This window comes from Pseudomonas sp. LW8, assembly GCF_041956865.1.
GTDB lineage: Bacteria > Pseudomonadota > Gammaproteobacteria > Pseudomonadales > Pseudomonadaceae > Aquipseudomonas > Aquipseudomonas siliginis.
This window is the reverse complement of record NZ_CP168138.1, coordinates 1,605,162-1,623,015: the sequence shown is the minus strand read 5'-3', so window position 1 is coordinate 1,623,015 and position 17,854 is coordinate 1,605,162. Positions and strand designations below refer to the sequence as shown.

14 protein-coding genes are annotated in these 17,854 nt (G+C 58.9%); 4 read left to right on the top strand and 10 right to left on the bottom strand.

Annotated elements, in window-relative coordinates:
• Nucleotides 1-22 precede the first annotated feature (22 nt).
• The 5 genes from AB9L16_RS07365 to sdhC form a co-directional block, all read right to left on the bottom strand.
• Nucleotides 23-2,854, bottom strand: coding sequence for a 2-oxoglutarate dehydrogenase E1 component (locus AB9L16_RS07365; protein ID WP_076566671.1), 2,832 nt, complete (start codon nucleotides 2,852-2,854; stop codon nucleotides 23-25).
• Nucleotides 2,855-3,105: 251 nt separating this feature from the next.
• The gene (locus tag AB9L16_RS07360) at nucleotides 3,106-3,810 is read right to left on the bottom strand and encodes a succinate dehydrogenase iron-sulfur subunit (protein WP_016773675.1); all 705 of its coding nucleotides are present in this window, start codon (nucleotides 3,808-3,810) and stop codon (nucleotides 3,106-3,108) included.
• An 11-nt stretch (nucleotides 3,811-3,821) separates the two neighbouring features.
• The gene (sdhA, locus tag AB9L16_RS07355; protein WP_024012149.1) at nucleotides 3,822-5,594 is read right to left on the bottom strand and encodes a succinate dehydrogenase flavoprotein subunit; all 1,773 of its coding nucleotides are present in this window, start codon (nucleotides 5,592-5,594) and stop codon (nucleotides 3,822-3,824) included.
• A 3-nt stretch (nucleotides 5,595-5,597) separates the two neighbouring features.
• Nucleotides 5,598-5,966 (bottom strand): succinate dehydrogenase, hydrophobic membrane anchor protein, encoded by a 369-nt coding sequence (gene sdhD, locus AB9L16_RS07350; protein WP_008049683.1) that lies wholly within the window; start codon nucleotides 5,964-5,966, stop codon nucleotides 5,598-5,600.
• Nucleotides 5,960-6,334, bottom strand: a complete 375-nt coding sequence (sdhC, locus tag AB9L16_RS07345; protein ID WP_016773673.1) for a succinate dehydrogenase, cytochrome b556 subunit — start codon at nucleotides 6,332-6,334, stop codon at nucleotides 5,960-5,962. Before sdhC ends, sdhD begins: the two co-directional genes overlap by 7 nt.
• 363 nt (nucleotides 6,335-6,697) lie before the next feature.
• Between sdhC and gltA the strand changes: the two genes are divergently transcribed.
• The gene (gene gltA / locus AB9L16_RS07340; RefSeq protein WP_003222994.1) at nucleotides 6,698-7,987 is read left to right on the top strand and encodes a citrate synthase; all 1,290 of its coding nucleotides are present in this window, start codon (nucleotides 6,698-6,700) and stop codon (nucleotides 7,985-7,987) included.
• A 1,013-nt stretch (nucleotides 7,988-9,000) separates the two neighbouring features.
• Here the strand turns inward: gltA and AB9L16_RS07335 are convergent.
• The 3 genes from AB9L16_RS07335 to AB9L16_RS07325 form a co-directional block, all read right to left on the bottom strand.
• The gene (locus AB9L16_RS07335) at nucleotides 9,001-10,659 is read right to left on the bottom strand and encodes a cation acetate symporter (protein ID WP_016771015.1); all 1,659 of its coding nucleotides are present in this window, start codon (nucleotides 10,657-10,659) and stop codon (nucleotides 9,001-9,003) included.
• Nucleotides 10,656-10,967, bottom strand: a complete 312-nt coding sequence (locus AB9L16_RS07330; RefSeq protein WP_016771016.1) for a DUF485 domain-containing protein — start codon at nucleotides 10,965-10,967, stop codon at nucleotides 10,656-10,658. The genes AB9L16_RS07335 and AB9L16_RS07330 overlap by 4 nt, the downstream gene beginning before the upstream one ends.
• Nucleotides 10,968-11,207: 240 nt before the next feature.
• A complete protein-coding gene (locus AB9L16_RS07325) occupies nucleotides 11,208-12,059 on the bottom strand; it encodes a glycine betaine ABC transporter substrate-binding protein (protein ID WP_041479599.1) in 852 nt (283 codons plus the stop codon).
• Between the two features lie 297 nt (nucleotides 12,060-12,356).
• Here AB9L16_RS07325 and AB9L16_RS07320 point away from each other — a divergent pair, with 297 nt between their 5' ends.
• Nucleotides 12,357-13,952, top strand: a complete 1,596-nt coding sequence (locus AB9L16_RS07320) for a beta (1-6) glucans synthase (RefSeq protein ID WP_375123296.1) — start codon at nucleotides 12,357-12,359, stop codon at nucleotides 13,950-13,952.
• A 120-nt stretch (nucleotides 13,953-14,072) separates the two neighbouring features.
• On the opposite strand, the gene AB9L16_RS07315 is transcribed toward AB9L16_RS07320, so the two are convergent.
• A complete protein-coding gene (locus AB9L16_RS07315; protein ID WP_375123295.1) occupies nucleotides 14,073-14,441 on the bottom strand; it encodes a hypothetical protein in 369 nt (122 codons plus the stop codon).
• Between the two features lie 224 nt (nucleotides 14,442-14,665).
• On the opposite strand from AB9L16_RS07315, the gene AB9L16_RS07310 reads away from it, so the two are divergent.
• Nucleotides 14,666-15,964 carry a serine/threonine protein kinase gene (locus AB9L16_RS07310; protein WP_258707793.1) on the top strand — a complete coding sequence of 433 codons (1,299 nt, stop codon included), beginning with the start codon at nucleotides 14,666-14,668 and terminating at the stop codon, nucleotides 15,962-15,964.
• Nucleotides 15,957-16,745 carry a VacJ family lipoprotein gene (locus AB9L16_RS07305; RefSeq protein ID WP_375123294.1) on the top strand — a complete coding sequence of 263 codons (789 nt, stop codon included), beginning with the start codon at nucleotides 15,957-15,959 and terminating at the stop codon, nucleotides 16,743-16,745. The genes AB9L16_RS07310 and AB9L16_RS07305 overlap by 8 nt, the downstream gene beginning before the upstream one ends.
• A 127-nt stretch (nucleotides 16,746-16,872) precedes the next feature.
• Here the strand turns inward: AB9L16_RS07305 and AB9L16_RS07300 are convergent, their stop codons facing one another.
• On the bottom strand, nucleotides 16,873-17,787 hold the full coding sequence (locus tag AB9L16_RS07300) for a DUF808 domain-containing protein (RefSeq protein ID WP_375123293.1): 915 nt from the start codon (nucleotides 17,785-17,787) through the stop codon (nucleotides 16,873-16,875).
• Between the last annotated feature and the right edge of the window lie 67 nt (nucleotides 17,788-17,854).

Here is a 17,854-nt window from a genome sequence, read left to right as displayed (position 1 = left end):
GGTTTCAGTCAGCGCGAAGGCGTTAAACAGTGAAAGCATCTTGCAGCAGTTTTTCCTGCTGCTCGGCGTGCATCGATGCGTAACCACAAGCTGGCGCAGCCGAAGCCTCACGGCCCGCGTACTCAAGTACGAGAGTCTTGTCGAGGTTGGCGATGCTGCGACGCAAGTGATGCTGGCTGCAGTACCAGGCACCCTGGTTCATCGGCTCTTCCTGACACCAAACGGCGTGTTTGACGTTGGTGTACGGAGCCAGGACTTCTTTCAAGTCGTCCTCAGGGAACGGATACAGCTGCTCGATACGCACGATGGCGATATCTTCGCGGCCTTCGGCACGGCGTTTTTCCAGCAGGTCGTAGTAGACCTTGCCGCTGCACAGAACCACGCGCTCGACCTTTTTCGGGTCCAGTGCATCGATTTCCGGGATCACGGTCTGGAACGAACCTTCGGCCAGATCTTCCAGCGTCGAGATGGCCAGCTTGTGGCGCAGCAGCGACTTCGGCGTCAGCACGACCAGCGGCTTGCGCAGCGGACGGATCACCTGACGACGCAGCAAGTGGTAGATCTGCGCTGGCGTGGTCGGCATGCACACCTGAATGTTGTGCTCGGCGCACAGCTGCAGGTAACGCTCAAGACGAGCCGAGCTGTGCTCAGGGCCTTGGCCTTCGTAACCGTGTGGCAGCAGCATGGTCAGACCGCAGAGACGGCCCCACTTGTGCTCGCCGCTGGTGATGAACTGGTCGATCACGACCTGAGCACCGTTGGCGAAGTCGCCGAACTGGGCTTCCCAGATCACCAGCGCGTTTGGCGTGGTGGTCGAGTAACCGTATTCGAATGCCAGTACCGCTTCTTCCGAGAGGAACGAGTCGTACAGGTCGAAACGTGGCTGACCTTCGTACAGGTTCTGCAGCGGAATGTAGGTGCCCGCGTCTTTCTGGTTGTGCAACACAGCGTGACGGTGCGAGAACGTACCGCGGCCGATGTCCTGACCGGTCATGCGGATCGGGTGACCTTCGAACGCGAGGGTCGCGTACGCCATGGTTTCAGCGTAACCCCAGTTGATCGGCAGGCCGCCGGCTTGCATCTTCTGACGGTCTTCGTAGATCTTCGCGACCTGGCGCTGAACGACGAAGCCTTCCGGAATTTCCAGCAGCTTGGCGGACAGTTCCTGCAGGGTCTTGAGATCGAAACGCGTGTCGTGACGCGCGGTCCAGGCGTGGCCCAGGTACGGACGCCAGTCGACGAACAGTTCCTTGTTCGGCTCTTTGACCAGCGATTTCACCACGTGCAGACCGTTGTCCAGCGCGTTGCGGTATTCGTCGACCTTGGCCTGCACACGTTCAGCGTCGAGCACACCGGCCTGGGTCAGGCGATCAGCGTACAGCTCACGGGTGGTGCGCTGCTTGGTGATCTGCTGATACATCAGTGGCTGGGTGCCGCTTGGTTCGTCGGCCTCGTTGTGGCCGCGACGACGGTAGCAGACCAGATCGATCACCACGTCACGCTTGAACTGCATGCGGTAGTCGATGGCCAGTTGGGTCACGAACAGCACGGCTTCCGGATCATCGCCATTCACATGGAGGATCGGCGCCTGGATCATCTTGGCGACGTCGGTGGCGTACTCGGTGGAACGCGAGTCCAGCGGGTTGCTGATGGTGAAACCGACCTGGTTGTTGATCACGATGTGCACGGTACCGCCGGTCTTGAAACCGCGGGTCTGCGACATCTGGAAGGTTTCCATGACCACGCCCTGACCGGCGAATGCCGCGTCACCGTGGATGGAGATCGGCAGAACTTTCTCACCGGTCAGGTCGTTGCGACGGTCCTGACGGGCGCGCACCGAACCTTCAACCACCGGGGAAACGATTTCCAGGTGGGACGGGTTGAACGCCATGGCGAGGTGAACTTCACCGCCGGTGGTCATCACGTTGGACGAGAAGCCCTGGTGGTATTTAACGTCACCGGAACCCAGCTCGACCTTCTTCTTGCCTTCGAACTCGTCGAACAGCTCGCGCGGGTTCTTGCCGAAGGTGTTGACCAGAACGTTCAGACGGCCACGGTGGGCCATGCCGATGACGACTTCCTTGGTACCGTACGAGCCGGAACGCTGGATCAGTTCGTCGAGCATCGGAATCAGGCTTTCGCCGCCTTCCAGACCGAAACGCTTGGTGCCCGGGTATTTGGTACCGAGGTATTTTTCCAGGCCTTCACCGGCAGTCACGCGCTCAAGCAGGTGGCTCTTGATGTCGGCGGAGTACGTCGGACGGCCACGCACGCTTTCCAGACGCTGCTGAAACCACTGGCGCTGCTCGGAATCGGTGATGTGCGTGAATTCAGCGCCGATGGTGCGGCAATATGTCTGCTGCAACGCTTCGTGAATTTCGCGTAGGCTCGCTTCCTCTTTGCCGATGAACAGGTCGCCGGCACGGAAGGTCGTATCAAGATCGGCATTGGTCAAGCCGTAATGATTGATCGACAGGTCTGCAGGTGCAGGACGCTGCCACAGCCCCAGCGGGTCAAGCTGGGCTGCCTGGTGGCCACGCATACGGTAGGCCTGGATCAATCGCAGCACTTCAACTTGCTTCTTCTCGTGCTCACTGCTCACGCTGCCGGCGGAAACCGGTTGGGCGCGGCGCTGGTTCTTTGCCAGCAGCACGAAATGATCGCGAATCGTCGAGTGCGAAACATCAGTGGCAGAGTTGCCGTCGGCTGGCAACTTCTGAAAGTAGGTGCGCCACTCTTCTGGCACAGCGTTAGGGTCGTGCAGGTAGAGCTCATAAAGCTCTTCCACATAGGCAGCGTTTCCACCTGAAAGGTAGGCGCTGTTCCACATGCGCTGCATCACGCTTTCTTGCATGCTTGGTCACCCTCGGTTAGGGGAACACCATCGGTGTCGACACCGAGCAAACTTGCAGAAGTCCGAATGCAGCGACTAAAACAAGCCACCTAGGATCACACTGATAGTCCGGGTACCAGCCCGGATGCCCCTGCTTGTCTCATTTCTTCAAAAGAAGAGCTGCAGCTTATGGCTACTGCTCTGGTTATAGCCATGACGCGGGTTGAAGCCCGCGCCACAGCCTCTACGGTGCAACGGTTACAGCAGCTGAATCACACGCCGCTCGAAAGCAGCATGTTACGGATGTGACCGATGGCCTTAGTCGGGTTCAGGCCTTTCGGACATACGTTGACGCAGTTCATGATGCCCCGGCAGCGGAAAACGCTGAACGGGTCGTCAAGTGAAGCCAGACGCTCGCTGGTCTTGGTGTCGCGACTGTCTGCCAGGAAGCGGTAGGCTTGCAGCAGCGCAGCAGGACCCAGGAACTTGTCCGGGTTCCACCAGAAGGACGGGCAAGAGGTCGAGCAGCAGGCGCACAGGATGCACTCGTACAGACCGTCGAGCTTTTCGCGCTCTTCTGGCGACTGCAGACGCTCGATGGCCGGAGCCGGCGTGTCGTTCTGCAGGTAAGGCTTCACCTTCTCGTATTGCTTGTAGAAGATGCTCATATCGACGACCAGGTCACGGATAACCGGCAAACCTGGCAGCGGACGAACGATCAGCTTGTTGCCTTTTACAACGGCAGACAGCGGCGTGATGCAGGCCAGACCGTTCTTGCCGTTGATGTTCATGCCGTCGGAGCCGCAGACGCCTTCACGGCAGGAGCGACGATAGGAGAAACCTTCGTCCTGCTCTTTGATCAGGGCCAGCACGTCCAGCACCATCAGGTCTTTACCACCGGTATCGACCTGGAAATCCTGCATGAACGGCGCAGCGTCCTGATCAGGGTTGTAGCGATAAACACTGACTTGCAACATGGCGGTCACCCTTAATAAGTCCGGACTTTAGGTTCGAAAGTCGGAACAGTCTTCGGCGAGAAGTTCACGGCACGCTTGGTGACGCGCTTGTCACCCGGGAAGTACAGGGTGTGGCACAGCCAGTTTTCGTCATCACGGTCTTCGAAGTCTTCACGGGCGTGAGCGCCGCGGGACTCTTTACGTACTTCGGCCGCGATAGCGGTAGCTTCAGCCACTTCCAGCAGGTTCTGCAGTTCCAGCGCTTCGATACGTGCAGTGTTGAACGCTTGCGACTTGTCGTTGATCTTCACGTTGGCGATACGCTTGCGCAGATCGGCCAGCTGAGCGATGCCCTTCTGCATGTATTCGCCGGTACGGAATACACCGAAGTAGTTCTGCATGCAGCTTTGCAGCTCGCGACGCAGGGTGGCAACGTCTTCACCGTCGGTACGGTTATTCAGCGCGTTCAGACGCGACAGTGCAGCTTCGATGTCGGACTCGGTAGCGTCGTCGTATTCGATGCCATCGGTCAACGCTTTTTCCAGGTGCAGGCCGGCAGCGCGACCGAAGACCACCAGGTCGAGCAGCGAGTTGCCGCCCAGACGGTTCGCACCGTGTACCGATACGCAAGCCACTTCGCCTACCGCGAACAGGCCAGGGATGATCTGGTCCTGACCTTCGGCGTTCTGGGTGATCGCCTGGCCATGAATGTTGGTGGCAACGCCGCCCATCATGTAGTGGCAGGTCGGCACAACCGGAACCGGAGCAACGACCGGGTCAACGTGGGCGAAGGTCTTCGACAGTTCGCAGATGCCTGGCAGACGGCTGTGCAGCACTTCCTCGCCCAGGTGGTCGAGTTTGAGCATTACGTGGTCGCCATTCGGACCGCAACCGTTGCCGGCGATGATTTCCTTAACCATCGAACGGGCAACCACGTCACGACCTGCAAGGTCTTTCGCGTTCGGAGCATAACGCTCCATGAAACGCTCACCGTGCTTGTTGATCAGGTAACCACCTTCACCACGGCAACCTTCGGTAACCAGTACACCGGCGCCGGCAATGCCGGTCGGGTGGAACTGCCACATTTCGATGTCTTGTACCGGCACGCCAGCACGCAGAGCCATGCCGACGCCGTCACCGGTGTTGATCAGGGCGTTGGTGGTGGACGCGTAGATACGGCCTGCACCGCCAGTGGCCAGAACCGTGGCCTTGGCACGAATGTAGGAGGTTTCGCCGGTTTCGATGCAGATCGCGATCACACCAACGAATTCGCCTTCCTGGTTTTTCACCAGATCAACAGCGTAGTACTCGTTGAGGAACGTAGTGCCGGCTTTCAGGTTGCCCTGATAAAGGGTGTGCAGCAGCGCGTGACCGGTACGGTCGGATGCAGCGCAGGTACGTGCAGCCTGACCGCCCTTGCCGTAATCCTTGGACTGGCCACCGAATGGACGCTGGTAGATGCGGCCTTGCTCGGTACGCGAGAACGGCAGACCCATGTGGTCCAGCTCGAAAACAGCGGCAGGGCCTTCCTGACACATGTATTCGATAGCGTCCTGGTCACCGATGTAGTCGGAACCCTTGACGGTATCGTACATGTGCCAGCGCCAGTCATCGTTCGGGTCGGCGGAAGCGATGGCGCACGTGATGCCGCCCTGTGCGGACACAGTGTGCGAACGGGTCGGGAAAACCTTGGTGATCACCGCAGTCTTGTGGCCGCCCTGTGCCAGCTGCAGCGCAGCGCGCATGCCGGCACCGCCACCACCAATAATGATGGCGTCGAAAGAAATCGTTGGAATGTTAGCCATGAATCAGATACCCCAGAGAATCTGCACACCCCAGACGAAGTAAGCGAACATCGCAACGCCGCATACTGCCTGGAAAAGGAAACGTATCGCCGTTGCGGACTTGCCGAACGCCATTGGCGTCAGGTAGTCGGTCGCGATGGTCCACATGCCGACCCAGGCGTGAGCGCCCAGAGCAACAAGGGCCAGCAGGCTGAAAATACGCATTCCGTTGTGAGCGAACAGTTCATGCCACTGGGCATACTCGAGGCCAGGGTTGGCGACGATGTATCCGATCAGAAAGATGAAGTAAGCCGCGAGAACGACCGCAGACACACGCTGTGCCATCCAGTCATAGAGGCCCGAACGCGACAGGTTAGTGACGTTAGTTACCATATCCAGACTCCTGCCAGAACGATTACCACCACGGAAACGGCGATAACGATTTTCGAGCCCAGTTTGCCGCCTTCCAGCGTCTCACCGATGCCCATGTCCATGATCAAGTGGCGCACACCGGCTACCAGGTGATACAGCAGAGCGGACAGGATGCCCCAAATCACTAGCTTGGCTAGCGGACTGGTCAGACACGCTTTCACCTGACCGAAGCCTTCCTCGGAGCTCAGCGACTTGTCCAATGCGTAAAGCATGATGGCAAGGCACACGAAGAGGATGACACCGGAGATACGGTGAAGAATGGACGTGTAAGCAGTGACTGGGAGTTTGATGGTCCTTAGGTCTAGGTTTACAGGTCGTTGGCTTTTCACGGCTTTTTTTTCACACTGAAGAGCCCCTAACAATCAGGGCAAAGTTGTTGGGGAGTGCACTGGTCAGGTAACCACCACCCAGGGATGCGACCCCCAATGAAAGCAAGCCCAAAAGCCCTTGGCGGTCGGTGGCCGAGTATAGACAGTTAGGCTACTAATGACAACGCGTTCACCTACCCCCAATAGCGGATTGCACAAGTTGCATAAAAGGCGTAAATGGCAGGCAATTTCGAGGAAAAAGTCGGCTTAAAGCCTTCTGGAGCAAGACTTTAGGCAAATTGACATTCGAATTTATCTCACTATAGTGGTGCGGGCCCTGCGTGGGGGGTCTGTCTGATGGTTCAAGCATAAATAGGAGGCCACATGGCTGACAAAAAAGCGCAGTTGATCATCGAGGGCGCAGCCCCCGTCGAGCTGCCCATTTTAACCGGCACCGTTGGTCCCGATGTAATCGATGTTCGGGGCCTGACGGCCACGGGCCGCTTCACTTTCGACCCGGGTTTCATGTCGACCGCTTCGTGCGAATCGAAAATTACCTATATCGACGGCGACAACGGCATTTTGTTGCACCGCGGCTACCCGATCGAACAGCTGGCTGAAAAGTCGGACTACCTGGAAACCTGCTACCTGCTGCTCAACGGCGAATTGCCGACCGCAGAACAGAAGGCCCAGTTCGTCAGCACCGTGAAGAACCACACCATGGTTCACGAGCAGCTGAAAACCTTCTTCAACGGTTTCCGTCGCGACGCCCACCCGATGGCCGTCATGTGCGGTGTAGTCGGCGCCCTCTCGGCCTTCTACCACGACTCCCTGGACATCAATAACCCGCAGCATCGCGAAATTTCCGCGATCCGTCTGGTTGCGAAGATGCCGACCCTGGCAGCGATGGTTTACAAGTACTCCATGGGCCAACCCATGATGTACCCGCGCAACGATCTGACTTACGCGGAAAACTTCCTGCACATGATGTTCAACACCCCGTGCGAGATCAAACCGATCAGCCCGGTACTCGCCAAGGCCATGGACCGGATCTTCATCCTCCACGCCGACCACGAGCAGAACGCTTCGACCTCCACCGTGCGTCTGGCCGGCTCTTCGGGTGCCAACCCGTTCGCCTGCATCGCCGCCGGTATCGCCGCACTGTGGGGTCCTGCCCACGGCGGTGCGAACGAAGCCGTGCTGACCATGCTCGACGAGATTGGCGATGTGTCGAACATCGACAAGTTCATCGCCAAAGCCAAGGACAAGAACGATCCGTTCAAGTTGATGGGCTTCGGTCACCGCGTCTACAAGAACCGCGACCCTCGCGCGACTGTCATGAAGCAGACCTGCGACGAAGTGCTGAAGGAACTGGGCATCAACAACGATCCGCAACTCGAACTGGCCATGCGCCTGGAAGAGATCGCGTTGACCGACCCGTACTTCATCGAGCGCTCGCTGTACCCGAACGTCGACTTCTATTCGGGGATCATCCTCAAGGCGATCGGCATTCCAACCAGCATGTTCACGGTGATTTTCGCCCTGGCGCGTACTGTGGGCTGGATTTCGCACTGGAAAGAAATGCTTTCGAGCCCGTACAAGATTGGCCGTCCGCGCCAGCTGTACACCGGTTACGAGTCGCGTGACATTACCAAGCTGGAAGATCGCAAATAAGGGTTTTTCTTTTTTGTGATGGTTTAGTGGTGTGTCAGGAACGGCCTCTTATATAGAGGCCGTTTTTGTTTGTGGTTTCAGCGGCCTTCGGGCCGACTGGTTCTTGGATTTTGGGGGCATATCCGTTGCTGCGGGTGCTGCCGCTGGCGGTTTCGCTCTTACAGCGAGTCACCTTTTCCAAACGCCGAAAAGGTAACCCAAAAGGCTTTGCCCCGGCGTACGGCCCGCTCGCTAGGGCTCGGGGTACCTTCGTTACGGGACCGATCCGGGCGCAGCGGCTCCGGTTGGCTTCGCTGCACCTACACTCGCTGTGTACGACTACGTCGTACGGTCGCTACGCTCCCACCCCCGGATCGATCCCGTAACGAAGCCTGCCGAAGGGGCAAAAGATCAAAAGCAAAAGCCAAAGCCAGATCAAGAGCCCCTCACCCTAGCCCTCTCCCAGAGGGAGAGGGAACTGACCGAGGTGTTTGGGCGAAACACGCCGACTTGCGATACCGAGTCGAATGCAGGTTTTGAACACCACACAAATCGGCTCCCTCTCCCTCGGGAGAGGGCTGGGGTGAGGGGCGAATCCACCGAAAATCTCAAGCCATGCGACGCTTCTAACCACTCAACAATGAGCGCAAGCTCGAGTGCTTTTGATCTTGATCCACGGGCGACGTCGGAAGGCTGAGTGGAGGGATTGATCCGGGCGTGGGAGCGCAGCGACCGTCTGGCGCAGCCAGACACAGCGGAAGGAGGTGCAGCGAAGCAAACCGGAGCCGCTGCGCCCGGATCGATCCCGCAGCGAAGGGACCCGAGCCTGCGAGGGCCGAACGCAGGAGCAAGCCTTTTGGGTTACCTTTTTGGCGTTTGAAAAAGGTGACTCGCCGTAAGGGCGAAACCCTAAGCAGCCGTTACCGCAGCAACGGATATACACACCAAACCAACCAATAACCGCCCACAAAAAAAAACGCCCCAATCTCTCAATCAGGGCGTTTTCTTGCAGCTTGCAGCTTACAACTGATCTCTTAGTGCGAAACCGCCCCACTCGCCCCCAACCCGGTCTGCGAACGCACAAACTGCGGGAAGAACAGCGCCCGCTCGTTATCCGCAGCCGCCGACTTGTCGGTAATCGAGAAGAACCAGATCCCGATGAACGCAATCATCATCGAGAACAGCGCCGGATATTCGTAAGGGAAGATCGCCTTCTCGTGATGCAGAATCTGCACCCAGATGGTCGGGCCGAGGATCATCAGACCAACAGCACTGACCAGACCCAGCCAGCCACCAATCATCGCGCCACGAGTGGTCAGCTTCTTCCAGTACATCGAAAGCAGCAGCACAGGGAAGTTGCAGCTCGCCGCGATGGAGAACGCCAGGCCGACCATGAACGCAATGTTCTGGCTTTCGAACAGAATGCCCAGACCAATCGCCAGCACCGCCAGGGCGATGGTGGTGATCTTCGACACGCGAATCTCATCTTTCTCGTTGGCCTTGCCCTTCTTGATCACACTGGCGTACAGGTCGTGAGAAACCGCCGAAGCACCCGCCAGCGTCAGACCGGCTACCACAGCCAGAATGGTTGCAAACGCCACTGCCGAGATGAAGCCTAGGAAGATGCTGCCGCCCACCGCGTTGGCCAGGTGCACCGCCGCCATGTTGTTGCCGCCGAGCAAGGCGCCCGCTGCATCTTTGAAGGCCGGGTTGGTGCTGACCAGCAGGATCGCTCCGAAGCCGATGATGAAGGTCAGGATGTAGAAGTAGCCAATGAAACCGGTAGCGTACAGCACGCTCTTGCGCGCTTCTTTTGCGTCACTCACGGTGAAGAAGCGCATCAGAATATGCGGCAGGCCAGCGGTGCCGAACATCAGCGCCAGACCCAGCGAGAATGCCGAGATCGGATCCTTCACCAGACCGCCGGGGCTCATGATCGCTTCGCCCTTGGCGTGAACCTTGATCGCTTCGGAGAACAGTGTGTTGAAGTCGAAGCCCACATGCTTCATCACCATCAGCGCCATGAACGAGGCACCGGACAGCAGCAGCACTGCCTTGATGATCTGCACCCAAGTGGTCGCGAGCATGCCGCCGAACAGCACGTACATGCACATCAGCACGCCGACCAGGATCACCGCAACGTGGTAATCGAGGCCGAACAGCAGCTGGATCAGCTTGCCGGCACCGACCATTTGCGCGATCAGGTAGAACGCCACCACCACCAGCGAGCCGCAGGCGGACAGGGTGCGGATCTGGGTTTGCCCGAGGCGGTACGACGCCACGTCGGCAAAGGTGTATTTACCCAGGTTGCGCAGGCGTTCGGCGATCAGGAACAGAATGATCGGCCAGCCCACCAGGAAGCCGATCGAGTAGATCAGGCCGTCATAGCCGGAGGTGAACACCAGCGCGGAAATCCCCAGGAAAGACGCCGCCGACATGTAGTCGCCGGCAATCGCCAGGCCGTTCTGGAAACCGGTGATCTTGCCGCCCGCCGCATAGTAGTCGGCGGCCGAGTTGTTTTTCTTTGAAGCCCAGTAGGTGATGTATAAAGTCGCGCCGACGAAGGCCACGAACATCAGGATCGCCGGGATGTTCAGCGGCTGTTTGGCCACCTCCCCCGTCAATGCGTCAGCCGCCCAGACACTCGGCGCGAAAGCCGCAACACTCAATAAAGCCAGTAGACGCCGGATCATTGCTGAGCCTCCTTGAGAATCGCATTGTTCAGGTCGTCGAACTCGCCATTGGCGCGGCGCACGTAGATGCCGGTCAGGACGAAGGCTGAAATGATCAGACCGACACCGATCGGGATGCCCCAGGTGATCGAGGATTCAGGACTGAGTTTCGCCCCGAGCACGTGCGGCCCGTATGCGATCAGCAGGATGAATGCGGAGTAGAGCCCAAGCATGATTGCCGAGAGAATCCAGGCGAATCGTTCCCGTTTCTGAACCAGCTCCTTGAATCGGGGACTGTTTTGAATCGAGAGGTAAATGCTGTCGTTCATTGTTTTTATCCTCGCAGCACAAATTATTGTTGGAACGTAGCTAATGTATGCGGCTGCGAGAGAGGTTCCAGACGACCTTAGTAGTAGATGGCCATGATGTTTTAGCCATTTTCCGGTACACAGAAAAAAACTGTGGGAGCGAGCCTGCTCGCGAAGGCGTCGTATCAGTCGATATTGCATCAACTGACAGATTGCATTCGCGAGCAGGCTCGCTCCCACAGGGGTGTGGCGAGATTTAAATCATTTGGTCCAGTCAGCTACACGATCCGGGTGTTTGGCCACCCAGTCCTTGGCGGCTGCATCAGGCTTGGCGCCGTCCTGGATCGCCAGCATGACCTCGCCGATTTCGTCTTTCGACGCCCACTGGAAGTTTTTCAGGAACTTGGCCACTTCCGGCGCCTTGGCGTCCAGGCCTTTGCTGCCGATGCTGTTCACGGTTTCAGCCTGGCCATACACGCCTTTCGGGTCGTCGAGGAAGCGCAGTTTCCACTTGGCGAACATCCAGTGCGGCACCCAACCGGTGACAGCGATGGATTCGTTTTTCTTCTCGGCGCGGGTCAGCTCGGCAATCATGCCGGCGCCGGAACTGGCCTTGAGGCTGTACTTGTCCAGACCGTAATCCTTGATCGCCTGATCGGTCTTGAGCATTACGCCTGAACCGGCGTCGATGCCGACAATGCGGTTTTTGAAGGTATCGTCGGTTTTCAGGTCTTCGATCGATTTGGCTTTGACGTACTCCGGCACGATCAGGCCGATCTTCGCGTCCTTGAAGTTCGGGCCGTAATCGACGACCTGATCCTTGTTTTTCGTCCAATAGTCACCGTGGGTCACGGGTAGCCAGGCCGAGAGCATCGCATCGAGTTTGCCGGTGGCCACGCCCTGCCACATGATCCCGGTGGCGACGGCTTGCAGCTTCACGTCATAACCGAGCTTCTGTTTGATCACTTCGGCCGCCACGTGGGTGGTCGCGACGCTGTCGGACCAGCCGTCAACGTAACCGATGTTCAGGGTCTGTTTTTCAGCGTTGGCGAAAGTGGAACTCATCGCAAGCGCCAAAGCGGCACCTGCGCCTAAAAGTCGTCGCATCTTCATCGTTTACTTCCCCGAAATGCTGCGCCCGACGGATGCCGGGCATCGTCAACGTATTGTTATGGTGCACAGCGCCCCCATCACGCCGGACCTCACACACCGAACATCAGCCGATTTTTCAAAAAGGGTACTGATGGTTTGATCATCAACCTCAAGCGGCCGGCGACCTGCTCTGTCAGCGACCTCAAGGCAGCGAGAAACGACATCAGAAAGCCATTAATCAAGCGAGATTAATTGACGCCAGACAATCCGCCCGAACTTTGCATGGACAACGCCTGCAAGCCACCAGCCCTTCTATAAATGCAGGTAACATGCGTCGCTTTGCAGCCACTCGGCCTGACCATGTCCGCAACGTACCGATTTCCTTTTCTGCCTTATCTGTTCGCCTGCCTGCTCGGGCTCCTGGCCCTTAGCGGTTTCTGGTATGGCCTCGGCCAACCGGTGATCCTGCCGGACGCCGCGACGCCGACGCACAAGTTGCAATGCGCCTCCTACACACCGTTCGACAAAGACCAATCGCCGTTCGACGTGCCGTTCAAATTGCGCCCCGAGCGCATGGACGCCGACCTCGCGCTGCTGGCGACGCGCTTTGAATGCATCCGCACCTACTCGATGACCGGCCTCGACGCCCTGCCCGATCTGGCGCGCAAGCACGGTCTGAAGTTGATGATCGGCGCCTGGGTCAATAGCAACCCCGTCGATACCGAGCAGGAAGTCGACCTGCTGATCAAATCGGCCAATGCCAACCCCGACGTGGTCACCGCCGTAATCGTCGGCAACGAAGCGCTGCTGCGCAAAGAGGTCACTGGCGCGCAACTGGCCCGGCTGATCAACAAGGTAAAAAGCCAGGTCAAGCAACCGGTGACCTACGCCGATGTTTGGGAATTCTGGCTCAAGCACCCGGAAGTCGCGCCGGCTGTGGATTTTCTGACCATCCACCTGCTGCCGTACTGGGAAGACGATCCGTCGAATATCGACGTGGCGCTGCGGCATGTGGCGGATGTACGTCAGGTGTTCGGCAACAAGTTCGCGCCCAAGGACGTGATGATCGGCGAAACCGGTTGGCCCAGCGAAGGCCGCCAGCGCGAAACCGCCGTGCCGAGCCGGGTCAACGAGGCGAAATTCATTCGTGGATTCGTGGCGATGGCCGAGCAGGAAGGCTGGCGTTACAACCTGATCGAAGCCTTTGATCAACCGTGGAAGCGCGGCAGTGAAGGCGCGGTCGGCGGCTACTGGGGGCTGTTCGATGCGGATCGACAGGACAAAGGCGTGCTCGCCGGACCGGTGAGCAATGTGCCGTACTGGAAAGAATGGCTGGCAGTCGGTGCTTTGATTTTCCTCGGCACGCTGATCCTTGGTGGACGCGTGCGCACCACTCGTTCGGCGTTGCTGCTACCGCTGCTGGGCGCGGTCGCAGCGTGCTCGATTGGCGCCTGGGGCGATCTGGCTCGATTGACCACACGGTTTGCCGGTGAATGGCTGTGGGTCGGCTTGCTGACCGGGTTGAATCTGTTGGTGCTCGCGCATGCCGCGCTGACGTTGAGCGCACGCAGCGGTTGGCGCGCGCGAGCCTTCGATTTGCTCGAGCGTCGCGCCGGCTGGCTGATCGCGGCGGCCGGTTTTGCCGCGGCGGTGATGATGCTGGAAATGGTCTTCGACCCGCGCTATCGCAGTTTCGCCAGCATGGCGTTCGTCCTCCCGGCGCTGGTCTACCTGTGCCGCCCGGTAAGCGTGCCGCGTCGGGAGGTTGCTCTGCTGACCTTTATCGTTGGCGCGGGGATTGCACCGCAGTTGTATCAGGAAGGGATGCTGAATCAGCAGGCGTGGGGCTGGGCGCTGGTCAGTGGATTGATGGTGGTGGCGTTGTGGCGCTGTCTGCGGGTTCGCAAGGCCTGATTTCAGCGCTTTCGAAATCGCCATCGCTGGCAAGCCAGCTCCCACAGGATTTCTGCTGCACACAAATGTTGTGTTCACCTCAATCCCTGTGGGAGCGGGCTTGCCCGCGATGACTGACTGTCAGGCGCTGCGGGACTCGCGGACCAGGCGCAATCCGGCAATCACCACCGCAAATACCGCTAATGTGGTGTTGTACAACGCCAGCGCCGGCAGGCCGAACACCAGCGCCAGCACCCCCAGCCACCACCCTGCCCGTCCAGGCAATACAAACGCCAATACCGCCGCGCCCACCGCCGCCCAGCCCAGCACCTTGAAATGAATCATCAGCCCGAGGTTCGACCGCACCACGCATTCCCAACGGCCGGCGTCGTCGACACAGATGCCCACCCACTGCCCGTCTTCCATGAAGCCATAGCGCGCGGCATAACTGCCGGCCAGCCACAGCGGCAACAAAACGAGCAGCACAATAACGGGCAAGCGGCGGGACATGGAGCACTCCAATCTGCGGAAATCGGCGGCCAGCTTAATCTGCCGACCGGCATTCGCAAGCACTAACAACTGTTAACTGTTCAGCGAGCCCTTGCAACGTGTATCGTCCAGCTACTATTACCCCGAATTCCGCCTGTTTGGTGCCGCAGCATGGCACTTTGGCGCACGGCCGGTGGTCATAGCCTGCGAACTTCAATCGGCACCTTCCTCTAAGGGATCTAGTCATGCTCCGTTCCTTGCGCTTCGCCGCGCTGTTCAGCGGCCTTATCTTGAGTGCGTCCGCGCTGGCGGTGGATATCGACGCCGCCAGCTATGGCTACCCGCTGACCAACCCGTTCGAGGCGACGATCGCCACGACACCACCGGACCTGCGTCCGGAGCTGCCGCTGGACGACGACATCAATCAATCGGACCGCAGCCTCACCCTGCGCCCGGAGCGTGAATTCCAACTGCCGGACAATTTCTGGGCAGTGAAGAAACTCACTTACCGCATCGCCACGCAGGACAAACCGGCGCCGCTTATCTTCCTGATTGCCGGCACCGGCGCGCGCTTTGACAGCACGCTCAACGAATACCTGAAAAAGCTGTATTACAAGGCCGGCTACCACGTCGTGCAGTTGTCCTCGCCGACCAGCTTCGACTTCATCAGCGCCGCCTCGCGTTTCGCCACGCCGGGCGTGACCAAGGAAGATGCCGAAGACATGTACCGGGTGATGCAGGCCGTGCGGGCGCAGAACCCGAAGCTGCCGGTCACCGAGTATTACCTGACCGGCTACAGCCTCGGCGCCCTCGATGCCGCGTTCGTCGCGCATCTGGACGAAACGCGCCGCAGCTTCAACTTCAAGAAAGTCCTGCTGCTCAACCCGCCGGTCAACCTCTACACCTCGGTGACCAACCTCGACAAGCTGGTACAGACCGAGGTCAAGGGCATCAACAACAGCACCACGTTCTATGAACTGGTACTGACCAAGCTGACCCGTTACTTCCAGCAGAAAGGCTACATCGATCTCAACGATGCGCTGCTGTATGACTTCCAGCAGTCCAAGCAGCACCTGACCAACGAGCAGATGGCCATGCTCATCGGCACGTCGTTCCGCTTCTCGGCAGCCGACATTGCCTACACCTCGGACCTGGTCAACCGTCGCGGTCTGATTACCCCGCCGAAATTCCCGATCACCGAAGGCACCAGCCTCACGCCGTTCCTCAAGCGTGCGCTGCAATGCGATTTCGACTGCTACATCACCGAACAGGTTATTCCGATGTGGCGCGCACGCACCGACGGCGGCAGCCTGCTGCAACTGATCGACCAGGTCAGCCTGTATGCGCTCAAGGACTACCTGCACGACAGCCCGAAAATCGCCGTCATGCACAACGCCGACGACGTCATCCTCGGCCCTGGCGACCTGGGCTTCCTGCGGAAAACCTTCGGTGATCGCCTGACCGTTTATCCACTGGGCGGCCACTGCGGCAACCTTAACTACCGCGTCAACAGCGACGCCATGCTGGAGTTCTTCCGTGGCTAAATATCTCCTGCTGATTGCAGCGTTCCTCTGTGCAGGCGTGGCCCAGGCCGACAACAGTAAAGCCGATGCACCGGTGGTGGTCGACAGCGACGGCTTCAAGCAGCCGCTGACCAAACTCAAGTTCAACCCGGGCCTGGATCAGCGCGAATTCGAACGCTCCACGCTCAATGCGCTGAACGTCTATGACCCACTGGAATCGTGGAACCGCCGGGTCTATCACTTCAACTACCGCTTCGACCAGTGGGTGTTCCTGCCGGTAGTCGATGGCTATCGCTACATCACCCCAAGCTTCCTGCGTACCGGGGTGAGCAACTTCTTCAACAACATTGGTGACGTGCCGAACCTGGTCAACAGCCTGTTGCAGTTCAAGGGCCAGCGCTCGATGGAAACCACCGCGCGCCTGCTGCTCAACACCACGATCGGCATCGCCGGCCTGTGGGATCCGGCAACCGCCATGGGCCTGCCGCGCCAGAACGAGGACTTCGGGCAGACTCTGGGCTTCTATGGCGTACCGGGCGGCGCCTACTTCGTACTGCCGATCTTCGGCCCGTCGAACATCCGCGACACCGCAGGTCTGGCCGTGGATTACACCTCCGACACCGCGATCAACTTCCTCAACGTCGCGGAAGTCAGCTCCAACCACCCGGAAGTCTGGGCCTTGCGTGCGATCGACAAGCGCTACCAGACCAGCTTCCGCTACGGCCAGATGAACTCGCCGTTCGAGTACGAGAAAGTGCGGTACGTGTACACCGAAGCGCGCAAGTTGCAGATCGCCGAGTAAATCGGCTGGCGCAAAACACTGTGGGAGCGAGCCTGCTCGCGAACGCGGAGTTTCAGTCAACATCGATGTTGACTGAACTACCGCATTCGCGAGCAGGCTCGCTCCCACATTTGTTATGTGTTGCTGATTAACCCTTCAGCGCTTTCCAGATCTTGCCTACGACCGAAACCACCGCCAACACCACAGCACCGGCAATAATCCCCGCAACACCATTGAGCAGCATCGGTACGGCAAACCCGGCACTGCCCGCCGCTGCGCCGACACCTTCGATCCAGTGATGCAGCACCGGCACGCCATGGGTCAGGATGCCGCCGCCGACCAGGAACATCGCTGCCGTGCCAACCACCGACAGGGTTTTCATCATGTACGGCGCGGCGCTGAGAATGCCGCCGCCGATCTTTTTCGCCATCTGCCCGGGTTTCTGCGTCAGCCACAGCCCCAGGTCGTCGAGTTTGACGATGCCCGCCACCAAACCGTAAACGCCCACGGTCATGACAATGGCGATGCCGGACATGACGACCACTTGCTGAGTCAGCGAGGCATCTGCCACGGTGCCGAGGGTGATCGCAATGATTTCTGCCGAGAGAATGAAGTCGGTGCGGATCGCGCCTTTGATCTTGTCCTTTTCGTACGCCACCAGATCGGTCGCCGGATCGGCCACTGCTTCGGTCAACTGTGCGTGTTCTGCCTCGTCTTCCTCTTTGCTGTGCAGAAACTTGTGCGCGAGTTTTTCAAAACCCTCGAAACACAGGTACGCGCCGCCGACCATCAACAGCGGCGTCACCAGCCAAGGCACAAAGGCGCTGATTGCCAGCGCCGACGGCACGAGGATCAGTTTGTTGACGAACGAGCCCTTGGCCACCGCCCAGACCACGGGAATTTCCCGCTCGGCGCGCACGCCCGATACCTGCTGGGCATTGAGCGCCAGATCATCACCGAGCACCCCGGCGGTCTTCTTCGCGGCCATCTTGGTCATCAACGCAACGTCATCCAGAACGGTGGCGATGTCATCGATCAGCACCAGCAAACTGCTTCCTGCCATGAATCCTGTTTCCTTCTGTGTATGAATGTTGCCAAGCATAACGCGACCGCCGGCCACAGGCTGCATT

What these genes read in the sequence shown, in the direction of transcription:
- AB9L16_RS07365 (WP_076566671.1), bottom strand. Translation starts at nt 2,854, where the DNA reads ATGCAAGAAAGCGTGATGCAGCGCATGTGGAACAGCGCCTACCTTTCA.
- gltA (WP_003222994.1), top strand. Translation starts at nt 6,698, where the DNA reads ATGGCTGACAAAAAAGCGCAGTTGATCATCGAGGGCGCAGCCCCCGTC.
- AB9L16_RS07325 (WP_041479599.1), bottom strand. Translation starts at nt 12,059, where the DNA reads ATGAAGATGCGACGACTTTTAGGCGCAGGTGCCGCTTTGGCGCTTGCG.
- sdhD (WP_008049683.1), bottom strand. Translation starts at nt 5,966, where the DNA reads ATGGTAACTAACGTCACTAACCTGTCGCGTTCGGGCCTCTATGACTGG.
- AB9L16_RS07310 (WP_258707793.1), top strand. Translation starts at nt 14,666, where the DNA reads ATGCTCCGTTCCTTGCGCTTCGCCGCGCTGTTCAGCGGCCTTATCTTG.
- AB9L16_RS07315 (WP_375123295.1), bottom strand. Translation starts at nt 14,441, where the DNA reads ATGTCCCGCCGCTTGCCCGTTATTGTGCTGCTCGTTTTGTTGCCGCTG.
- AB9L16_RS07335 (WP_016771015.1), bottom strand. Translation starts at nt 10,659, where the DNA reads ATGATCCGGCGTCTACTGGCTTTATTGAGTGTTGCGGCTTTCGCGCCG.
- AB9L16_RS07360 (WP_016773675.1), bottom strand. Translation starts at nt 3,810, where the DNA reads ATGTTGCAAGTCAGTGTTTATCGCTACAACCCTGATCAGGACGCTGCG.
- AB9L16_RS07330 (WP_016771016.1), bottom strand. Translation starts at nt 10,967, where the DNA reads ATGAACGACAGCATTTACCTCTCGATTCAAAACAGTCCCCGATTCAAG.
- sdhA (WP_024012149.1), bottom strand. Translation starts at nt 5,594, where the DNA reads ATGGCTAACATTCCAACGATTTCTTTCGACGCCATCATTATTGGTGGT.
- AB9L16_RS07320 (WP_375123296.1), top strand. Translation starts at nt 12,357, where the DNA reads ATGCAGGTAACATGCGTCGCTTTGCAGCCACTCGGCCTGACCATGTCC.
- AB9L16_RS07300 (WP_375123293.1), bottom strand. Translation starts at nt 17,787, where the DNA reads ATGGCAGGAAGCAGTTTGCTGGTGCTGATCGATGACATCGCCACCGTT.